Origin of the sequence: Archangium lipolyticum, from assembly GCF_024623785.1 — a bacterium.
Classification (GTDB): Bacteria; Myxococcota; Myxococcia; order Myxococcales; family Myxococcaceae; genus Archangium; species Archangium lipolyticum.
On sequence record NZ_JANKBZ010000050.1, the window covers coordinates 31,196 to 48,290 of the forward strand.

Genomic DNA, 17,095 nt, shown 5'->3' on the forward strand with positions numbered 1-17,095 from the left:
CAGCCGGATGACCCCCAGGTTCCATGTAACGGAGCTGTCACGGCGGGCCGGGGGACCCGACCCGCGAAGTCGCCTGATCCATCTCGTTTTCCGAGCGGGCGAGCAGCCGTTCTCACCTCTCGGGAGGCCCGGACTTGGAGGGGGGCATCGAACCGTGCGAGTCTGGTGCCCACCATGTCGGCCGCGGAGCTCCTCGAGGAGGAGCTGGGAAGGATCGGTCCCTACCGCCTCCTGGGGAAGCTGAGCTCAGGGGGAATGGGAGTCGTGTACCGGGCCCGTCACGCGGAGACTGGGGAACTGGTCGCCCTCAAGACGGTGCGTGTGCCGGAAGCGGTCATGCTGCGCGGCATCCGCCGGGAGATCCACGCCCTGCGGCGCATCCACCACCCGGGGGTGGTGCGGGTGCTCGCCGAGGGCGTCCAGGACGGCCTGCCCTGGTACGCGATGGAGCTGCTCGAGGGACATACCCTGCGGCGCTACATCGACGACCTGTGGATGAGGGATCCGCGCTCCGCGCAGGAGACGTTGACCCAGGTCGTCTCCGTGCCCGAGGCCCAGAAGGTGGACGGCCCGAGCTCCGCGTCCCCGCGTCCGATCGCCCCTCCCCCCGAGGAGCTGCGGCGCCTCGCCGCCATGGAGCGGCTGCACGAGGTGCTCACCCTCGTGCGCCGCCTGTGCTCCACGCTGGCCTTCCTCCACGGCGAGGGCATCGTCCACCGCGACCTCAAGCCGGAGAACGTCTTCGTCCGCCCCGATGGTACGCCGGTGCTGGTGGACTTCGGGTTGGCCTCCATCTTCGGCGGGCCGCTGGGCCGCGAGTCGCTCGAGGTCTCCGGCAGCATGGAGGGCTCCTTCGTCTACATGGCCCCCGAGCAGATCAAGGGCGGGCTCGTGGACGCGCGCGCCGACCTCTACGCGCTGGGCTGCATGCTCCATGAGATGGTGGTGGGGCAGCCGCCCTTTCCCGGCTCGGGCTGGGAGGTGCTCCGGCGGCACCTGCAGGACACGCCCTATCCGCTCTCGCGGTGGGTGCTCGGCGTCCCCCCGGATCTGGACGCGCTGGTGCTGCGAATGCTGGCCAAGGGGGCTCGCGAACGCATCGGATACGCCGCCGACGTGGGCGCCGTGCTCGCCGAGCTGGGGGCGGAGGACCTGCCCCATTCCCACCCGCCGCCGCGGCCCTACCTCTACCGGCCCGGGTTCGTCGGGCGCCACCAGCTCCTGGTGGAGATGGAGCAGCGGCTGGCGCTCGCCCGGGATGGACGTGGTGGGTGCCTGCTCATCGGCGGGGAGAGTGGCGCGGGCAAGACGCGCCTGGTGATGGAGTGCACGGTGTCCGCCGTGCGCACCGCCTTCCAGGTCGTCACCGGCGGCTGCATGCCGTTGTCCGGTGGGAGCGTGGGTGATCCGGCGCACGGCGAGCCACTGCACGCCTTCAAGCCGCTGCTACAGGCCATCGCCGACGAGTGCCGGCAGAAGGGACTGGAGGAGACGGAGCGGCTGCTGGGAGGACGCGGGCGGGTGCTGGCCCTCTACGAGCCCTCGCTGGCGGATCTGCCGGGGCAGGAGCACTGGCCCGAGCCGCCCCGGCTCCCTCCGCAGGCCGCGCGCGAGCGCGTCATGCTCTGCCTCGTGGAGACGCTCGCCGCCTACTCCGCCCAGGAGCCCGTGCTGCTGGTGCTGGATGACCTGCAATGGGCCGACGAGCTGTCCCTGGGCGTGCTGGACTACCTGCAGGCCGAGTTCCTCCAGGGCTCGAACGTGCTGGTGGTGGGCACCTACCGCACCGAGGAGCTGGACGCGGCGCTGCGCCTGCTGCTCGCCGCGCCGGGGGTGACGCACCGGGTGCTGGGGCAGCTCGACGAGTCGATGGTGGCGCGGATGGTGGAGGACATGCTCGCGCTGCCCCTGCCGCCGGAGTCCTTCGTGCGCTTCCTCACCACGCGCTCGGCGGGCAACCCCTTCTTCGTGGCGGAGTACCTGCGCACGGCCATCGACGAGCGGTTGCTCTTCAGGGACCTCTCCGGCCGGTGGCAGGTGTCCGCGGGCGACGCCGCGCTGGAGCGTCTGCACGAGGCGCTCCCGCTGCCCGGGGCGCTGCACGACCTGGTGGGCCGCCGGCTGGAGGGGCTGAGCGCACAGGCGCGCGGCCTGCTCGAGGTGGCGGCGGTGTTGGGCCGCGAGGTGGATGCCGACGTGCTGGCGAGCGCCGCCGGGCTGGGAGACATCCAGGAGTTGGAGGCCCTGGAGGAGCTGCGCGCGCGCCACGTGCTGGAGGACGCGGGCGGCGGGCGGCTGCGCTTCGTCCACGACAAGCTGAGGGAGAGCTCCTACGAGGGCATCCTCCCCGAGCGGCGCCTCGAGCTGCACCGCGCGGCGGCCATGGCCCTGGAGGGCCGCTACCTCGAGACCGAGGTGCCACCCGCGCTCTACCCCATCCTGGCGCACCACTGGGAGCTGGCCCAGGACGACGTGTGGACCTTCGAGTACCTGGAGAAGGCGGGCCGGCACGCGCTGAAGGCGGGCTCGAACGTGGAGGCCTCGGGGTACCTGCGCCGGGCCCTGGAGATGGAGGAGCGGCGCGGGCGTGACACGGGCGTGCGCCTGGATGCGAGCCGGCGCGCGCGCTGGGAGCGGCTGCTGGGCGAGGCCATGCACGGCCTGGCCGACTTCGAGGCCTGCATCTCGCACTGTCTCCGGGCGATGGAGGAGCTGGGGCGGCCGTTGCCCGACACCGAGGGCGGTTGGGGCCGCTTCATCCTGATGCAGGCGGTGCGGCAGCTGCTGCACCTGGTGCTGCCCCGGCGCTGGGTGAGGGTGGAGGACCGGCAGGCGCGTGAGTCGCTGGGGGCGTCGGCGCTCGCGGCCGTGCGGCTGGCCGAGTGTTACTACTGGCGCTACGACCCGCTGCGCATGGTGGGCACCGCCCTGCTGGCGGCGAACCTGGCCGAGCGCGCGGGCCGCGACGCGGAGGTGCTGCGGCTGTACGGGCAGCTCGGCTCCATCACCGGCTTCGGACGCCTGGACCCGCTGGCGCGCTCCTACTTCCGCCGGGCCCAGGGCGAGGGTCAGGCGGTGGAGGACCCGAGCGCGACGGCCTTCGGGCTCATCGTGGAGTCCATGTACCACGCGGGTTTCGCGCGCTGGGCACCGGCCACGAACAAGGCGAGCGAGGCCCAGCGGGTGTTGCTGCGGCTCGGGGACCGGGGCGAGCTCGAGCTGGCGCAGGTGCTGCGGGGGCACGTGGAGTACTACACGGGCGGCTTCCAGGCGGCGCTGGAGCGCTTCGCCGAGGTGCGCGAGTCGGCCCGGCGGCGCGGCCACTTCCAGCACGAGGTGTGGAGCGCGTACACCATGGCGCGCAGCCTCCTGGCGCTCGGGCGACTGGACGAGGCCATGCCGCTGCTGCGCGAGTCGAGCCAGCTGCTCCAGGGCAAGCACGACCCGTTGTCGTTCATCATCACGGGCGGGCTGCTGGCGGTGGCGCACCTGCGACGCGGTGAGTGGGAGCAGGCGCGCGCCCAGGCGGATGGAGTGATGGTGCTGGCGCGGCGCTACCCGCCCATGCTCTTCACCGAGTGCCACGGCTACGAGGGCGCCGCTCGGGTGTACCTGGCGCTGTGGGAGCGCGAGCGTTCCCCCGGCCAGCCGCCTCCGCCCGTGGCCAACGAGGCCCGGAGCGCGTGCGCCCGGTTGTCGTCGTTCGCCACCCGCTTTCCCCTGGCCCGGCCCATGGCGCTGCGCTGCACCGGGCGGAGGCTCTGGCTGGAGGGGCGGACGTGGCGGGCGCGCCGGGCGTGGAAGCGCAGCGCGCGGGTCGCCCGTGAGCTGCACATGCCCTACGACGAGGCGTTGGCCTGGTTCGAGCTGGCGCGTACGGCGGAGCCGGGGAGTCCGGAGCGCGAGGAGGCCCTGCGGCACGCGGTGGAGGGCTTCACGCTCCTGGGCTGCGCGGGCCACCTGCTCGAGGCCGAGGCGCTCCGGGCCCGCCAGGCCCTCGCGGGCTCATAGCCCGGACCACAGGTGGGTGACGGCGCGCAGTCTCCCGTCCTGCTCGCGCAGCAGGGCCACCAGCCGGCCGCGCTGCAGGGCGCGCACGGGAGCCTGGGGGTCCGGGAAGCCCTCGGGCAGGCGCCACTCTGGAGGCCGCAGGTCCCCGGGAAGAATGCCGCGCCCGTGCTTGAGATCGTTCACCTCGTCACCCGCGATGGCGCGCGAGGGGCACCAGGGCAGCAGCTCGGAGCCGTGCAGCCAGACGCGCTGGCCCGGGCCCGGATCCCCCCAGGGGCCGATGGCGGTGCGGTGCAACCGGGAGAGGTGGGCCCCGCACCCGAGCGCCCGGCCCAGGTCCCTGGCCAGGGCCCGCACGTAGTAGCCACCCCGGCAGGTGATGCGCAGGCGACTGCGCGCGGGCAGCTCATGGGAGAGCCAGCGGGCCTCGTGGAGGTAGACGCGCGACGGGGGCAGCTCCACCGTTTCGCCCCGGTGGGCCTTCTTGTAGGCGGGCTCGCCGTCCACCTTCTTCGCGCTGGTGGCGGGGGGCACCTGCTCCGTCCAGCCGAGGAAGGGGACGAGTGCCGCGTCCAGCGCCTCCGGCGTGAGGGCCGTGGCATCACCCTCATGGACGACCCGGCCGAGCAGATCTCCGTTGTCCGTCTCCCTTCCCCAGACGACCTCGGCGTCGTACGTCTTGGGCACGGCGTGCAGCAACTCCATGAGGTGCGTGGCGGGGCCCGCCAGCAGCAACAGCAGGCCCTCGGCGAAGGGGTCGAGCGTGCCGCCGTGACACACGGGGAGCTGTTTGCGCGACAGGCCCGCCGCGTCCACCTCTTCCATGAAGGCGCGAACCAGGGAAAAGCTCGTTCCTCCCGCTGGTTTGTGTTCCAGATAGATGCCGGGCTTCATGCGTCGGGTCTCCTCGTGCCGACTCCGACCCCCACCCGCCGGTGCGCGGGTTCCGTGAGCCGCTGGACGCCCAGGCATACCTTTATTTTCGAGGGTCCTGGATGGCTTCCATCAATCAGAGCGGGCCGCGCGGGCGGTGGGAGGTGCTGGGGCGGGCCGTCCTGCTCAGCGGAGCCTTCTGCGGACTGACGGTGCTCAGCTCCCTGTTCGTCTTCCCGCCCCAGGAGAACGCCGCGGTATGGCTTCCCAGCGGACTGACGCTCGCCGTCTTCCTGTGCGCGGAGAAGCGCCGCTGGCCCGTGTACCTGGTCACCGTCTTCCTCACGCAATACGTCCTGGTGCTCCTCTATGGGGACTCTTGGAAGCTGGCCCTCTCCTGGTCGCTGGGCAACTGCCTGCGGACGGTGGTGGGCGCGGGGCTGATGCGGCGTTGGTTGAACGCGCAGGTGGCCTTCTCCCGGCCCCGGGACGTGCTCGCGCTCATCCTCGCGGGAGGACTGCTCAGCCCCCTGCCCAGCGCCACGCTGGGGGTGGGAGCGGTGACGCTGTTCTCGCTGCCCCTGAGCCCCCCGGAGCTCTGGACGGGGTGGCTGAACTGGTACCTCGCCGATGGGCTGGGCGCGGTGCTGGTCGCCCCCCTGCTCCTCACCTGGGCGGGCGAGCGGTCCCTTCCCCGGCGCCGCTGGGAGCGGGTGGAACTGGTGGGGGCCCTGGCCCTGCTGGGGCTCGTGGCCCACGTCACCTTCGGAATGCTCTCGCCCTGGGGCATCCTCCTGTCCCTGCCCTACGCGTGCCTGCCCTTCGTCCTCTGGGCGGCGCTGCGGCTGGGTCCCCGAGGCGCGGCCACCGCCATCGGGGTGCTGGGTTCCATCGCCGTCTGGCATACCTCCCTGGGGCGTGGGCCCTTCGGGGTGCTCCCCGCCACCGTCCCGGAGCGCGTGCTCTCGGTCCAGGTCTTCCTGGCGGTGGCGAGCCTGTCCTCGCTCTTCCTGGCGGCGATGGCGAGGGATCGCTGGCGGGTGGAGCGCAGTCAGCGGGTGCTGGCGGAGGCCGGCGCGGTGTTCGCCTCGTCGTTGGAGCCGCGCAACACCCTGCCGCGCGTGGCGAGGCTGCTCGTGCCGGAGCTGGTCTCTGGCTTCGCCGTGTGGTTGGAGGACGAGGAGGGGCGGCTGGTGCCCTCGGTGTGCGAGGGGATGACGCCGGAGCAGGAGGCGGGCCTGCGCGAGCAGGTGCGTCAGCTGTCCGAGCCCTCGAGGCGCTGCCTCCTCCCGGAGGGGTCGGCGGTGCTGGCGCGCATCCAACACCAGGGACGGGTGCTGGGCGGCATGGCCTTGATGCGGCTCGGCTCCTCGCGCCTGCCACGCCCGCGGTCAGCCGCGTTCGCCGAGGACCTGGCCCACCACTGCGCGCTCGCGTTGGAGAACGCCCGGCTCCTGGCGGACTACCAGGCCGCCATCCACGTCCGCGACGAGTTCATCACCGTCGCCGCCCACGAGCTGCGCACCCCGCTCACCTCGCTCAAGCTCCAGATGCGGAGCTTCGCGCGCCTGCTGCAGCAGCCCTCCGCCGTCACGCCCGAGGCGGTGCGCCCGCGCTTCCTCTCCATGTCCCGCCAGGTGGAGCGCCTGGGGCGGCTGGTGGAGGGGCTCCTGGACGTGGGGCGCATCAACACCGGCCGGCTGAACCTGGAGCGCGAGCTGCTGGACCTGGGCGAGCTGGTGCACGACGTGGTGGACCAGCTCTCCGGCGAGCTGGAGCGCGCCGGGTGCGAGGTGTCCCTCGTCCTCCAGCCGCGCGTCTGCGGCCTGTGGGACCGGACCCGGCTGGAGCAGGCCCTCAACCACCTGCTGGGCAACGCGGCGAAGTTCGGCGCCGGACACCCCATCGAGCTCCGGGTGGAGCAGCGGGAGGACCGGGCGTACCTCACCGTGAGGGACCAGGGCATCGGCCTGGCCCCCGAGGCGCTGGAGCGCGTCTTCGGCCGCTTCGAGCGGGCGGTGTCCTCCCGGGAGTACGGGGGCCTCGGGCTGGGCCTCTTCCTCACCCGGCGCATCGCCGAGGCCCATGGGGGCCACATCCGCGTCTCCAGCCAGCCGGGGCAGGGGGCCTCCTTCGTCCTGGAGCTGCCCGCCTCGTCCCTCTCCTCCGCCTACGTCCCCGGGCCCCCCCTCTCTCCGTGGCCCACCTCGCCCGCGGGCTCCCATCCAACGTAAGGGGCGGGTCGGCGGGCACCTACCTGCCAGCTCTCCCCGATGTCGACCAGCCGACCTCTGTACGTAAATGTTTCCGTGCCCCTCTGGATGGCATACACTCTGGGAGCAAGCCGTAGCCGTGCGACCTTGCTGGGGCGTCGTCTAATGGCAGGACGTCAGACTTTGAATCTGATTATCAAGGTTCGAATCCTTGCGCCCCAGCCACCCTTCTTCTTCTCTCGCCGGGTGGCGCGAGCCCTTGCGCGCCCGTGATGCACTAAGGACGGTGGGCCCATGCCGCAGCCGCAGAAGGTGCTCCTTCTCGTGTCCCTGGGTAATCCGCCTCCGGTGCTCCTCCGGGAAGTGGAGGAACCCATTTCGCTGCAACTGGGCATCGCCACGGTGGTGAGCAAGACCGCCCTGCCGACGCCCACCTACGCCTTCAACAAGGACCGTGGCCAGTACCACTGCAACGCCATCATGCGCCGGCTGGTGACCCTGCTGGAGCCGGGGCACTCCATGGTGCTGGGCGTCACGGACGTGGACCTCTTCGTGCCGGATTCGCCCTTCGTGCTGGGCGAGGCGGACCGGGAGTCGAAGAGCGCCGTGCTGAGCCTGGCCCGGCTGCGCCAGGGCGCCGATGGCGAGCTGCTCCGCCGCCGCCTCCAGGTGGAGGCCGTCCACCAGGCGGGGCACCTGCTCGGGCTCTCCTACTGCGAGGACCCCCGGTGCGTGATGTTCTTCGCCCAGACCCAACAGGACTGCGACCGCAAGCAGCAGTCGCTGTGCAACAACTGCCGTAACGAACTGAACAAGCTCAACCGGTAGGCGCGCCCGTCCCGGGTGCGCGCCCTCCACCCACTCGTGCTTGAATGCCGCGCGCGCAGGGTCGTCTCCATGCGCGACGACCCCGGTCACCCGGGGTCCCTCTTTCGGGGCCGGACAGGAGCACGAGCGTATGAAGTCGTTGTGGAGGATGTTGGGACTGGCGGTAGCGGCCGTGGGGCTGTCGGCGTGCGAGCCGTTCGATGACATCGACCTGGGTGGTGGCGCCGGCGGCGGTACGGCCTTCAGCCGCGGTTTCGTCTTCGTGCGCGACGGCAGCGGTGGCCGCAACCTGTACGCTGTGGACGATTCCGGGGACCCGAACTACCCGCTGCAGCTGACGAACCAGGGCGGGGCGTCCTTCCCCGCGGTGTCGCGCAACGGCCGGGTGGTGGCCTTCGTGCAGAGGGTGGGCTCCACCTTCGAGCTGCGCACGGTGCCCACCACCGGCACGGGTCAGCCTTCCACCGTGTTCTCCAGCACGAACACCAGCTGCGTCGGCTGCGGCAACTTCCGCTACCCCACCTTCAGCCCCGACGGGCAGACCATCGTCTTCACCCTGGACAAGGGCGGCTACTCGCACCTGGCCCGCGTGAGCACCGACGGCCGCGTCTTCCAGCAGCTCACCAACGGCGGCGGCTTCTTCTACGGCCCGTCCTCCTTCATGACCGATGGCAAGAGCGTGATCGCCGCCCGCGGCTCCGCCCTCAACCAGTACAGGGACCTCGTCCAGGTCAACCTGCAGACCGGTCTCGCCAACATCGTCTCCAGCGGTTTGGGCAACGCCGGCGCTCAGCTGGTCATGTCCCGCGTCACCGTGTCCCCCGATGGGACCAAGGTCGCCTTCGATGCCAGCACCAGCAGCGGCTCGCGCATCTTCGTCGGCCAGCTCGATGCGCAGTCCCAGGTCTATGACGTCACCCAGGTCACCGAGAAGCTCGGCTCCGAGGACACCTACCCCAGCTGGCGCGGCATCGCGGAGATCGCCTTCCTCTCCGACGCCGGCGGTAACGACAACATCTACCGCGTGAGCGCTACCTCCGTGCGCGGCTCCGGCGCCCTCCAGCTCGTCGTTCCCGTGGCCCTCGAGCCCGCCTACGGCGGTCTGTAGCCCTCTTGGATGTACGAAGGCCCGGGACCCTGACTTCGGGTCTCCGGGCCTTTTTACATCACGGAGGGGAATCCGGTTGGCGGGATACCCTCACCCCGACCCTCTCCCAGAGGGAGAGGGACTGACTCCGGGTTACTCGGGCTTGGCGTTCACCGCGACGCTCGGGGCCACCGTGCCGGTCCCCGTCTTCACTTCCATCGCGTCCGCCACCAGCTCGGTGATGTCCTTCACCTTGATGAGCTCCTCGCGGCCCGTGTCGTTCACCGCGTCCTTCAGCATCGTCGAGCAGAACGGGCACGCCACCGCCACCACGCCCTTGCCCCCCGGCTCCTTGTAGTCGCCCACCAGGCCCGGCTTGTGCTTGTCCGTCGCCGACGGGTACGGCGTGTTCGGATCCTCCGCGTGCTTCAGTGTCAGCGCCGCCTCGTTCAACCGGTTGTGGTTGATGCGCGTGCCGATGTGCTCCTCCATCCACATCCGCCCGCCTCCCGCACCGCAGCAGAAGCCCTCGCGCTTGCTGCGCTGCATCTCCACCACCTCGAGGCCTGGAATCGCCTTCAGCACCTCGCGCGGCGCGTCGTACACCCCGTTGTGCCGGCCCAGGTAGCACGGGTCGTGGTACGTCAGCTTCTCGTTCATCACCTGCGAGAGCTTGATGCGCTTCTCCTTCAGCAGGTCATTGATGAGCTGCGTGTGGTTGATGACCCGGTACTCGCCTCCGAACTCCGGGTACTCGTTCTTGATGGTGTTGAAGCAGTGCGGGCACTGGGTGATGACCGCCTTCACCCCCATCGAGTTCCACGTCTCCACGTTCGTCTTCGCCAGCGTCTGGTACAGGTACTCGTTGCCCATGCGCCGCGCCGAGTCCCCGTTGCACATCTCCTGCTTGCTCAGCGTGGCGAAGCTCACCCCCGCCTCCCGGAGGATCTTCACCAGCGCCCGGCTCACCTTCTTCTGCTTGTCGTCGTAGCTGCCCGCGCAGCCCACGAAGAAGAGGTACTCGTACGGGCCACCGCCATCACCCCAGGTCGGCAGCGCCAGGTCCGCCGCCCAGTCGTCCCGCTTGTCCTGGCCCAGGCCCCAGGGGTTGCCCTGGCGCTCCATGCCCTCGAACACGCGCTGGATTTCCGGCGGGAACTCCGCCTTCACCTGCACCTGGTAGCGCCGCATGTCGATGAGGCGCGGCACGTTCTCGATGAACACCGGGCACGCCGTCTCGCACCAGCCGCAGCTCGTGCACGCCCACACCGTCTCCGCCTTCAGCGCGCTCCCCACGATTTCCGGCAGCGGCTCGGTGGTGCCGGACGGGCCACGGCCCTCCTCCACCCACATCTGGTGCTCCCAGACCCAGTGCTTCAGGTCCTGGTTCACGCCCTTGTGCGTGAGCGGCTTGCCCGTGATGTACGTGGGGCAGTGCGTCTGGCAGCGGCCGCACTCGGTGCACGAGTACAGGTCCAGGCCCTGCTTCCAGGTCAGGTCCCTCACCGTCGCGGTGCCGAACTCCTCCTTCTCCAGGTTCGGCGTGGGCAGCTTCGCGCTCTGCGTGTTGCGCTGATCCGGCGAGATGCGCTGGAAGAACACGTTGGGCAGGCCGGTAATGACGTGGAAGTGCTTGCCCCAGGGCAGGAAGTTGAGGAACGCCAGGATGATGGCCAGGTGGATCCAGAAGCCCGCCACGCCCAGCACGTGCGCCGCCGTGTAGCCGAGCGGCTTCATCGCCATGCCCACCACGCTCGTGGCCGGCTCCCACCACACGAAGTTGCTCGTGGCCAGCGGCATCGTCTGCTCGCGGGGCACCATGTGGCTGCCACCGAAGAGGAACTCGGTGATCATCAGCCCGCTGATGAAGCCGAGGATGAGGTAGGCCTCCCACGAGGGGCTCATGCGGTCCGGCTTCACGCTGGCGCGCAGGTAGGCGAAGTAGAGGGCGCCCATCAGCGCGCCCACCGCCACCACGTCCTTGGCCAGCAGGTACAGCTTGTAGACCGTGAGCAGGCCCTGCTTGTCCGCCCAGAACGGGTCGGTCAGGTCGGTGAGCACCAGCAGGGCCGTCTCGGAGAAGCCCATCACGAACATCATGATGGTGCGCAGCGCCAGCACCACGAACGCCGCGAAGATGAGCACGTGCATCAGGCCCGGCGTGAACTCCTCCGGGTCCACCATGCGCTTCTGCCCGAAGCCGAAGCGCAGGAGCGCCGAGACGCGCTGGGGGATGTGATCCAACCGGCTCTCCTTCTTCATCGCCAGCAGGGCGCCGATGCGCCCTCCCATGGTCATGACGAAGACGGAGAGTCCGATGGTGAGGAGGAGGCCTGTGATGATGGGACTCATGGCGGTTCGGTGAACCTCGCGAAGGCCCGCGCGGCCGGGGCCGGATGCCGCGCTGCGGCAATGCTGTAATGCTGCAACCCTAACAAGGTTGATTTACGAATCAAGCGCCCTTCCAGGGTGAGAATCCGGGAGTTTCTACCTCAGTTGGTGCCTGCATGTAGCCCAAGCACGGAAACGTTGACGGTCCAACCCTGTTCACGCACGGTGTGAGCCCCGTGGGACCCGGATGCGGTGCGCCTCCAAGGGAGGAGGCCGTCCGGCGCCGGGGGGGAACCGAGACAGATGCGAATCATTCGAGGGGCAGTGGGCTGCCTGGCCCTGGGGCTGGCGGCGATGGGCTGTGGGGACTCGGGTCAGGCTCGTGAGGAGCGGAGCGCGCGCCACGAGGGGCGGTTGTCAGGGGAGACGGGGAGCGCCCCCCGGGAGTTCACCTGGGCGGGCGGCAAGCTCTTCTTCACCGCGGAGGACTCCCTCCATGGGCGCGAGCTGTGGGTGAGCGATGGGACGGGCGGGGGCACCCGGCTCGTCGAGGACCTCGTTACTGGCGGCCATGGCTACTTCCCCGAGAAGCTCACGGCGGCGAACGGGGTTCTGTTCTTCGTCCTCGGCAATGGCAGCTACACGGACTCCACACTCTGGCGCAGCGATGGGACGGCCGGGGGGACCTGGCCCCTCCACTCCGCGAGCACGGCACCGTCCAGGAACTTCGCGGTGAAGGAGTTCGTCTCCGCTGGGGGGACGCTCTTCCTCTCCGCGAGGACCGAGAGCTTCGGCGACTTCGAGGTGTGGAAGAGCGACGGGACGCCCGAGGGCACCGTGCTGGTGAAGGACATCCTCCCGTGGGATAACGCCGACATCCAGCTGGTGGATGCCGTGAACGGGACGCTCTTCTTCATCGCGAACGATGGCGAGGGGGGGCGCGCGCTGTGGAAGAGCGACGGGACGGCCGAGGGCACCGTGCTGCTGAAGCGCATCTCCGAGTACCTGGACAGCCCCCTCTACGACAAGGCGGCCGTTGGCGGGTTGCTCTACTTCATCACCAACGGCTCGGACAGCTCCACGCGCGCTCTCTGGAAGACGGATGGGACACCCGAGGGCACCGTGCATGTCACGGAAGTCTTGAGCAGCCCCTTCTCCTGGTCCGAGGACCACTTCCAGCTGACGGCCATGGGCGACGCGCTCTTCTTCGCCAGCTATACGGGCGACCCCGGCATCGAGCTGTGGAAGAGCGATGGGACGGCCGAGGGCACCGGGATGCTGACGGACATCTACCCCTCGGGCTGGTCCGAGCCCCAAGGTCTGCGGGCCGCCAACGGCGTCCTCTACTTCACCGCGTGGAGCCACGAGACGGGGCGCGAGATGTGGAAGAGCGACGGGACGGCCGAGGGCACCGTGCGCATCACGGACTTCCCGGGGGACTCGCTGGGTCCCCAGTGCTTCATGGTGGGGGTCGACGCTCGCCGGGCATACTTCGGCGTGTTCAATCTCGGGTCCTCGCAGGTGCAGTTGTGGAGGACGGACGGGACGGCGGAAGGCACGGTGCTGCTGCGGTCCTTCCCGTTGGGAGGGGTGGATGCTGGCCTGCAGGGCTCGTCCGCCTTCCGCGGTGACACCTTCTTCTTCCATGCGGATGACGGAACCGGGCTGCAGACGTGGAAGACGGATGGGACGCCCGAGGGCACCGTGCCCCTCCGGGACGTGACGTCCGGGACGACGCTCCGCTGAGCGGGCTTCGCTGACGGTCCGGGTTGTCGATGCCCGGGGTGACATTGACAGTCCGGACCGCCCTCCCCGACTGTGCTCTCTCGAAGGACCCGCGCGACGCGCTCTCAAAAGGGGGATGCCGTCCGCGCGGGGGAACCCAGACAGATGAGACGCATTCGAGGAGCAGTGGGCTGCCTGATCATGGGACTGGCGGCCATGGGGGGTTGTGCGGACTCGAACCCGAGGGCCCCCGGGGCCGCTCCGGAGGCCTCCGGCCAGCGGCGGAGTGCGCTCTCCCCGAGCACGCCCGCGCTGGTGAAGGACCTGCGGCCCACCCCCGCCCCGTCGTCGGTGGGGAGTGACCCCAGGGACTTCATGCAGGTGGGCAACACCCTCTTCTTCACCGCGACGGACTCCCTCCACGGACGCGAGCTGTGGGCCAGCGACGGGACACCCGGGAGCGCCCGGCTCGTCCAGGACATCCGCACCGGCTCGTCGGAGTCCCAGCCGCGCGACTTCGCGGACGTGAACGGGGTGCTCTACTTCATCGCGGACGACAACTCGCCCTCCAACAAGCTCTGGCGCAGCGATGGGACGCCCGAGGGCACCCGGGCCGTCCCGAGTGGCGGCCAGTACGGCTTCATCTTCATCACGGAGCTGGAGGTCATCGGCGGCACGCTCTTCTTCTCCGCGGTCGCCGGCCCGGAGAGCTTCCAGTTGTGGAAGACGGATGGGACGCCCGAGGGCACCCGGCTCGTGACTCCGTCCAACCCGTGGGGCGGGCGCGCTCCCGGGCAGCTGCGCAACGTGAACGGAACGCTCTACTTCACCGTGGACGATGGGCTGTCCGGGTCCGAGCTGTGGAAGAGTGACGGCACGGACGCGGGCACCGTGCGCGTGAAGGACCTCTCCCCGGGAACCGCGGGCACCACCTTCCACGAGCTCGTAGCGGTGGGGGACACGCTCTACTTCACCGCGACGAGTGCGGGGGCCTCGGCGCGCGAGCTGTGGAAGAGCAATGGGACGGACGAGGGCACCGTGCGTCTCACGAACGTTCCGCCGGGCCTCGCGGTCTCCGAGCCCACGGGGCTGGCGGGCGTGGGGCACACGCTCTTCTTCTCCGCTTCCGACCCCCAGGCCGGGCGCGAGCTGTGGAGGAGCGATGGGACGCCCCAGGGCACCGCGCGGGTGAAGGACCTCATCCCCGGCAGCGGCTCCTCCTATCTGTCCAGCCTGCGCAACGTCGGTGGTGTCCTCTTCTTCTGCGCCTCGGGCGAGCTGTGGAAGAGCGATGGGACGGACCAGGGCACCGTGCGCCTCCGGGACCTCCAGCCGATGCTCGGCTCCGTGTACGGCCCCCTGGCCGTGGCGGGCCCGCGCGCGTACTTCCTCGCGCCCACCAGCGCGGGTGCACAGGCGCTCTGGGCGAGTGATGGGACCGCGGACGGAACGATGCCCCTGAGCTACTCCCTCCGGGGCTCCTGGATCGAGGGGTACATGGAATCCATGCGCTCCTACGGCGCGGCCGGAAACACCCTCTTCTTCGGGGCGGAGGATGGCTCGCGCGGCCTCGAGCCGTGGATGACGGATGGGACGCCCGGGGGCACCGTGCCGCTGGGCGACCTCGACGTGGGGCTGCATGGCGGTACCCCCCGGGCCCTGATGGAGCTGGGCGGGGGCAGGTTCCTCTTCTCGGCCAGGAGCGACACGGGCAGGGCGCTGTGGGTGAGCGATGGAACCGAGGCGGGCACCCGCCTGGTGCGGGACGGCTTCCAGAGCATCGACCGGTGGAGCGTGCGCGTGGGGGACGCGGTTTTCCTCAAGGTATCCACCACCACCTCCAGCTCCCAGCTCTGGCGGACCAACGGGACGCCGGAGGGCACCTGGCTCGTCAAGGACATCAACCTCCACACCTACAACACGTTCCTGCCGCTCGGGGTGGAGCTCGGAGGCAAGCTCGTCTTCACCGCCATCACCGCCGCCGAGGGATGGGAGCCATGGGTGAGTGATGGGACGCCCGAGGGCACCCGGCTCTTGAAGGACGTCCGCCCGGGCAAGACGTCGTCGGAGCCCTCGTACCTGGTGACGGTGGGCGACACCGTCTACTTCGCCGCGAATGACGGCGTGAACGGTTATGAGCTGTGGCGGACCGATGGGACCACCGAGGGCACGGTCATCAAGGACATCATCCCGGGCCCGGCGTACTCCCAACCCAGACACCTGGTGGAGCTCAACGGGCGCCTGGTCTTCAGCGGCAGGAACGACGTCCCCGAGGAGGGGGCGGTGCTCTGGGAGGTGGACGCGCAGGGGCGGCAGCGGAAGATTTCCGTCACCGCTCCCGGGGCGGTGGGGAGCGCGGTGTACGAGACGGTCGTCTCCGAGGGCACGCTCTTCTTCTTCGCCAACCAGAACTCGAAGCTCGAGCTGTGGTCGTATGACGGGACGTCCGCGAACGCGACCCTGGTTGCCAGGGACTTGTTCAGGAGCTCCTTCACCGCGGTGGCCGTGGGCGGGGCCATCTACTTCGGCGCCGACACCTTCGCCGATGGCATGGAGCTGTGGCGCTCCGATGGGACTCCCGAGGGGACGCGCATGGTGAAGCAGATTCGCGGGGCCTTCACGGCCGGAATGGGCGACGTGTTCACCCCCCAGGGAATCGCTGACCGGGGCGTGGTGCTCTTCAGCGCCTCGGATGGGGTGCGCGGCCTGGAGCTGTGGATGTCGGATGGCACCGACGAGGGGACGCGGCCCATCGGGGACCTCAATCCTGGGCCTCGTTCCAGCAATCCCGCCGACTACGTGCGCATCGGGGACGGGGATTATGTGTACTTCGGCGCCGACGATGGGACGCACGGCTCCGAGCTGTGGCGTTGGAAGCTGCCGCCCCCCGACACCACCGCGCCCGTGCTGACGTGCCCGGCGGCGGTGACGGTCGAGGCCACCTCTTCCTCTGGAGCCCTCGCGTCCTGGCCGGGCGCCGCGGCGCGAGATGACGTCACCTCCCCGCCCTGGGTGACGTACAGCCACCGCTCGGGGACCCGGTTTCCCCTGGGGACGACGCCGGTGACGGTGAAGGCGAAGGACGCGACGGGCAACACGGCCACGTGCTCCTTCGGCGTGTCGGTGGTGGACTCCACCGCGCCGGGTGTGACGTGCCCCTCGGATGTCGAGGTGGAGGCCGTGGGTCCCGACGGTTCCGCGGTCACCTTCGCGGCGGCCACGGTGAGCGATGCGGTGACGGCCAGCCCGGAGGTGACGTACAGCCACGCCTCGGGCAGCACCTTCGCCCTGGGCGAGACGGGGGTGACGGTGAGCGCGAAGGACTCGGCCGGCAACACCGGGACGTGCTCCTTCCGCGTTACCGTGAAGGACAGCACCCGCCCCACGTTGATGTGCCCGGCGCCCGTCGTGGCGGAGGCCTCCTCGTCCTCGGGGGCCCGCGTGACGTATGGCGCGGCGGAAGCCTCGGACTCCGCGTCCCCGGTGACGATGAGTTACAGCCAGGTCTCGGGGTCGGAGTTCCCGTTGGGGACGACCTCGGTGACGGTGAGCGCGAAGGACTCGGCGGACAACGAGGGCTCCTGCGCCTTCTCCGTGACGGTGCGCGACACCACCGCCCCGGCCATCACCTGCCCGGCGGACCTGGAGGTGGAGACGCGCGACGCCCAGGGGCTCGCGGTCGAGTACCCGTCCGCCACCGCGAGTGACGCCGTGACGGCCGCGCCCCGGTTGGCCTACAGCCACGCCTCGGGTGGCCTCTTCCCCGTGGGCACCACCCCCGTTGAGGCCACCGCCACGGACGCGGCGGGCAACTCGGCCTCGTGCTCCTTCCGGGTCACCGTGAAGCCCCAGCCGGAGTACTCGGTGAAGGTGGATGAGGGCCTGGGCTGCGGCGCGGCTGGGGGCTCTCCATCGGCCGGACTCGGGGGCGCCCTGGCGCTGCTCTCCTGGCTGGCCCTCGGGCGGGCTCGGGCACGGCGCGACTGAGTGCGGGCATTGCCCGGGATGCCAGGAGCGTGTTCCGGGC

General features: G+C 70.3%; 8 protein-coding genes and 1 tRNA gene. 7 read left to right on the plus strand and 2 right to left on the minus strand.

Going from position 1 to position 17,095, the window contains the following annotated elements; genetic code table 11:
- Positions 1-174 precede the first annotated feature (174 nt).
- A complete protein-coding gene (locus tag NR810_RS49290) occupies positions 175-4,011 on the plus strand; it encodes a serine/threonine-protein kinase (protein WP_257462989.1) in 3,837 nt (1,278 codons plus the stop codon).
- Here the strand turns inward: NR810_RS49290 and truB are convergent.
- Entirely contained in the window at positions 4,006-4,905 is a 900-nt protein-coding gene (gene truB, locus NR810_RS49295) for a tRNA pseudouridine(55) synthase TruB (RefSeq protein WP_257462991.1), read from the minus strand. The genes NR810_RS49290 and truB overlap by 6 nt on opposite strands.
- 101 nt (positions 4,906-5,006) lie before the next feature.
- On the opposite strand from truB, the gene NR810_RS49300 reads away from it, so the two are divergent.
- The 4 genes from NR810_RS49300 to NR810_RS49315 all read left to right on the plus strand — a co-directional run bounded on the left by NR810_RS49300 (position 5,007) and on the right by NR810_RS49315 (position 9,033).
- Positions 5,007-7,118, plus strand: a complete 2,112-nt coding sequence (locus NR810_RS49300) for a sensor histidine kinase (RefSeq protein WP_257462998.1) — start codon at positions 5,007-5,009, stop codon at positions 7,116-7,118.
- Between the two features lie 130 nt (positions 7,119-7,248).
- Positions 7,249-7,322: transfer RNA gene (locus tag NR810_RS49305), tRNA-Gln, on the plus strand.
- Positions 7,323-7,391: 69 nt separating this feature from the next.
- A complete protein-coding gene (locus NR810_RS49310) occupies positions 7,392-7,925 on the plus strand; it encodes a non-proteolytic archaemetzincin-like protein (RefSeq protein ID WP_257463003.1) in 534 nt (177 codons plus the stop codon).
- 130 nt (positions 7,926-8,055) lie between these two features.
- Positions 8,056-9,033, plus strand: coding sequence for a TolB family protein (locus tag NR810_RS49315; RefSeq protein WP_257463004.1), 978 nt, complete (start codon positions 8,056-8,058; stop codon positions 9,031-9,033).
- Positions 9,034-9,165: 132 nt separating this feature from the next.
- On the opposite strand, the gene NR810_RS49320 is transcribed toward NR810_RS49315, so the two are convergent.
- Positions 9,166-11,364: a (Fe-S)-binding protein gene (locus tag NR810_RS49320; RefSeq protein ID WP_257463008.1), complete on the minus strand. Its 2,199-nt coding sequence runs from the start codon at positions 11,362-11,364 to the stop codon at positions 9,166-9,168.
- Positions 11,365-11,646: 282 nt separating this feature from the next.
- On the opposite strand from NR810_RS49320, the gene NR810_RS49325 reads away from it, so the two are divergent.
- Together NR810_RS49325 and NR810_RS49330 are read left to right on the plus strand one after the other, a co-directional pair.
- Positions 11,647-13,089 carry an ELWxxDGT repeat protein gene (locus tag NR810_RS49325; protein WP_257463009.1) on the plus strand — a complete coding sequence of 481 codons (1,443 nt, stop codon included), beginning with the start codon at positions 11,647-11,649 and terminating at the stop codon, positions 13,087-13,089.
- Between the two features lie 144 nt (positions 13,090-13,233).
- Positions 13,234-17,055, plus strand: a complete 3,822-nt coding sequence (locus NR810_RS49330; RefSeq protein WP_257463016.1) for an ELWxxDGT repeat protein — start codon at positions 13,234-13,236, stop codon at positions 17,053-17,055.
- Positions 17,056-17,095 lie beyond the last annotated feature (40 nt).

Coding starts and splice junctions, on each gene's coding strand:
- NR810_RS49290 (WP_257462989.1), top strand. CDS start 175: ATGTCGGCCGCGGAGCTCCTCGAGGAGGAGCTGGGAAGGATCGGTCCC.
- truB (WP_257462991.1), bottom strand. CDS start 4,905: ATGAAGCCCGGCATCTATCTGGAACACAAACCAGCGGGAGGAACGAGC.
- NR810_RS49300 (WP_257462998.1), top strand. CDS start 5,007: ATGGCTTCCATCAATCAGAGCGGGCCGCGCGGGCGGTGGGAGGTGCTG.
- NR810_RS49310 (WP_257463003.1), top strand. CDS start 7,392: ATGCCGCAGCCGCAGAAGGTGCTCCTTCTCGTGTCCCTGGGTAATCCG.
- NR810_RS49315 (WP_257463004.1), top strand. CDS start 8,056: ATGAAGTCGTTGTGGAGGATGTTGGGACTGGCGGTAGCGGCCGTGGGG.
- NR810_RS49320 (WP_257463008.1), bottom strand. CDS start 11,364: ATGAGTCCCATCATCACAGGCCTCCTCCTCACCATCGGACTCTCCGTC.
- NR810_RS49325 (WP_257463009.1), top strand. CDS start 11,647: ATGCGAATCATTCGAGGGGCAGTGGGCTGCCTGGCCCTGGGGCTGGCG.
- NR810_RS49330 (WP_257463016.1), top strand. CDS start 13,234: ATGAGACGCATTCGAGGAGCAGTGGGCTGCCTGATCATGGGACTGGCG.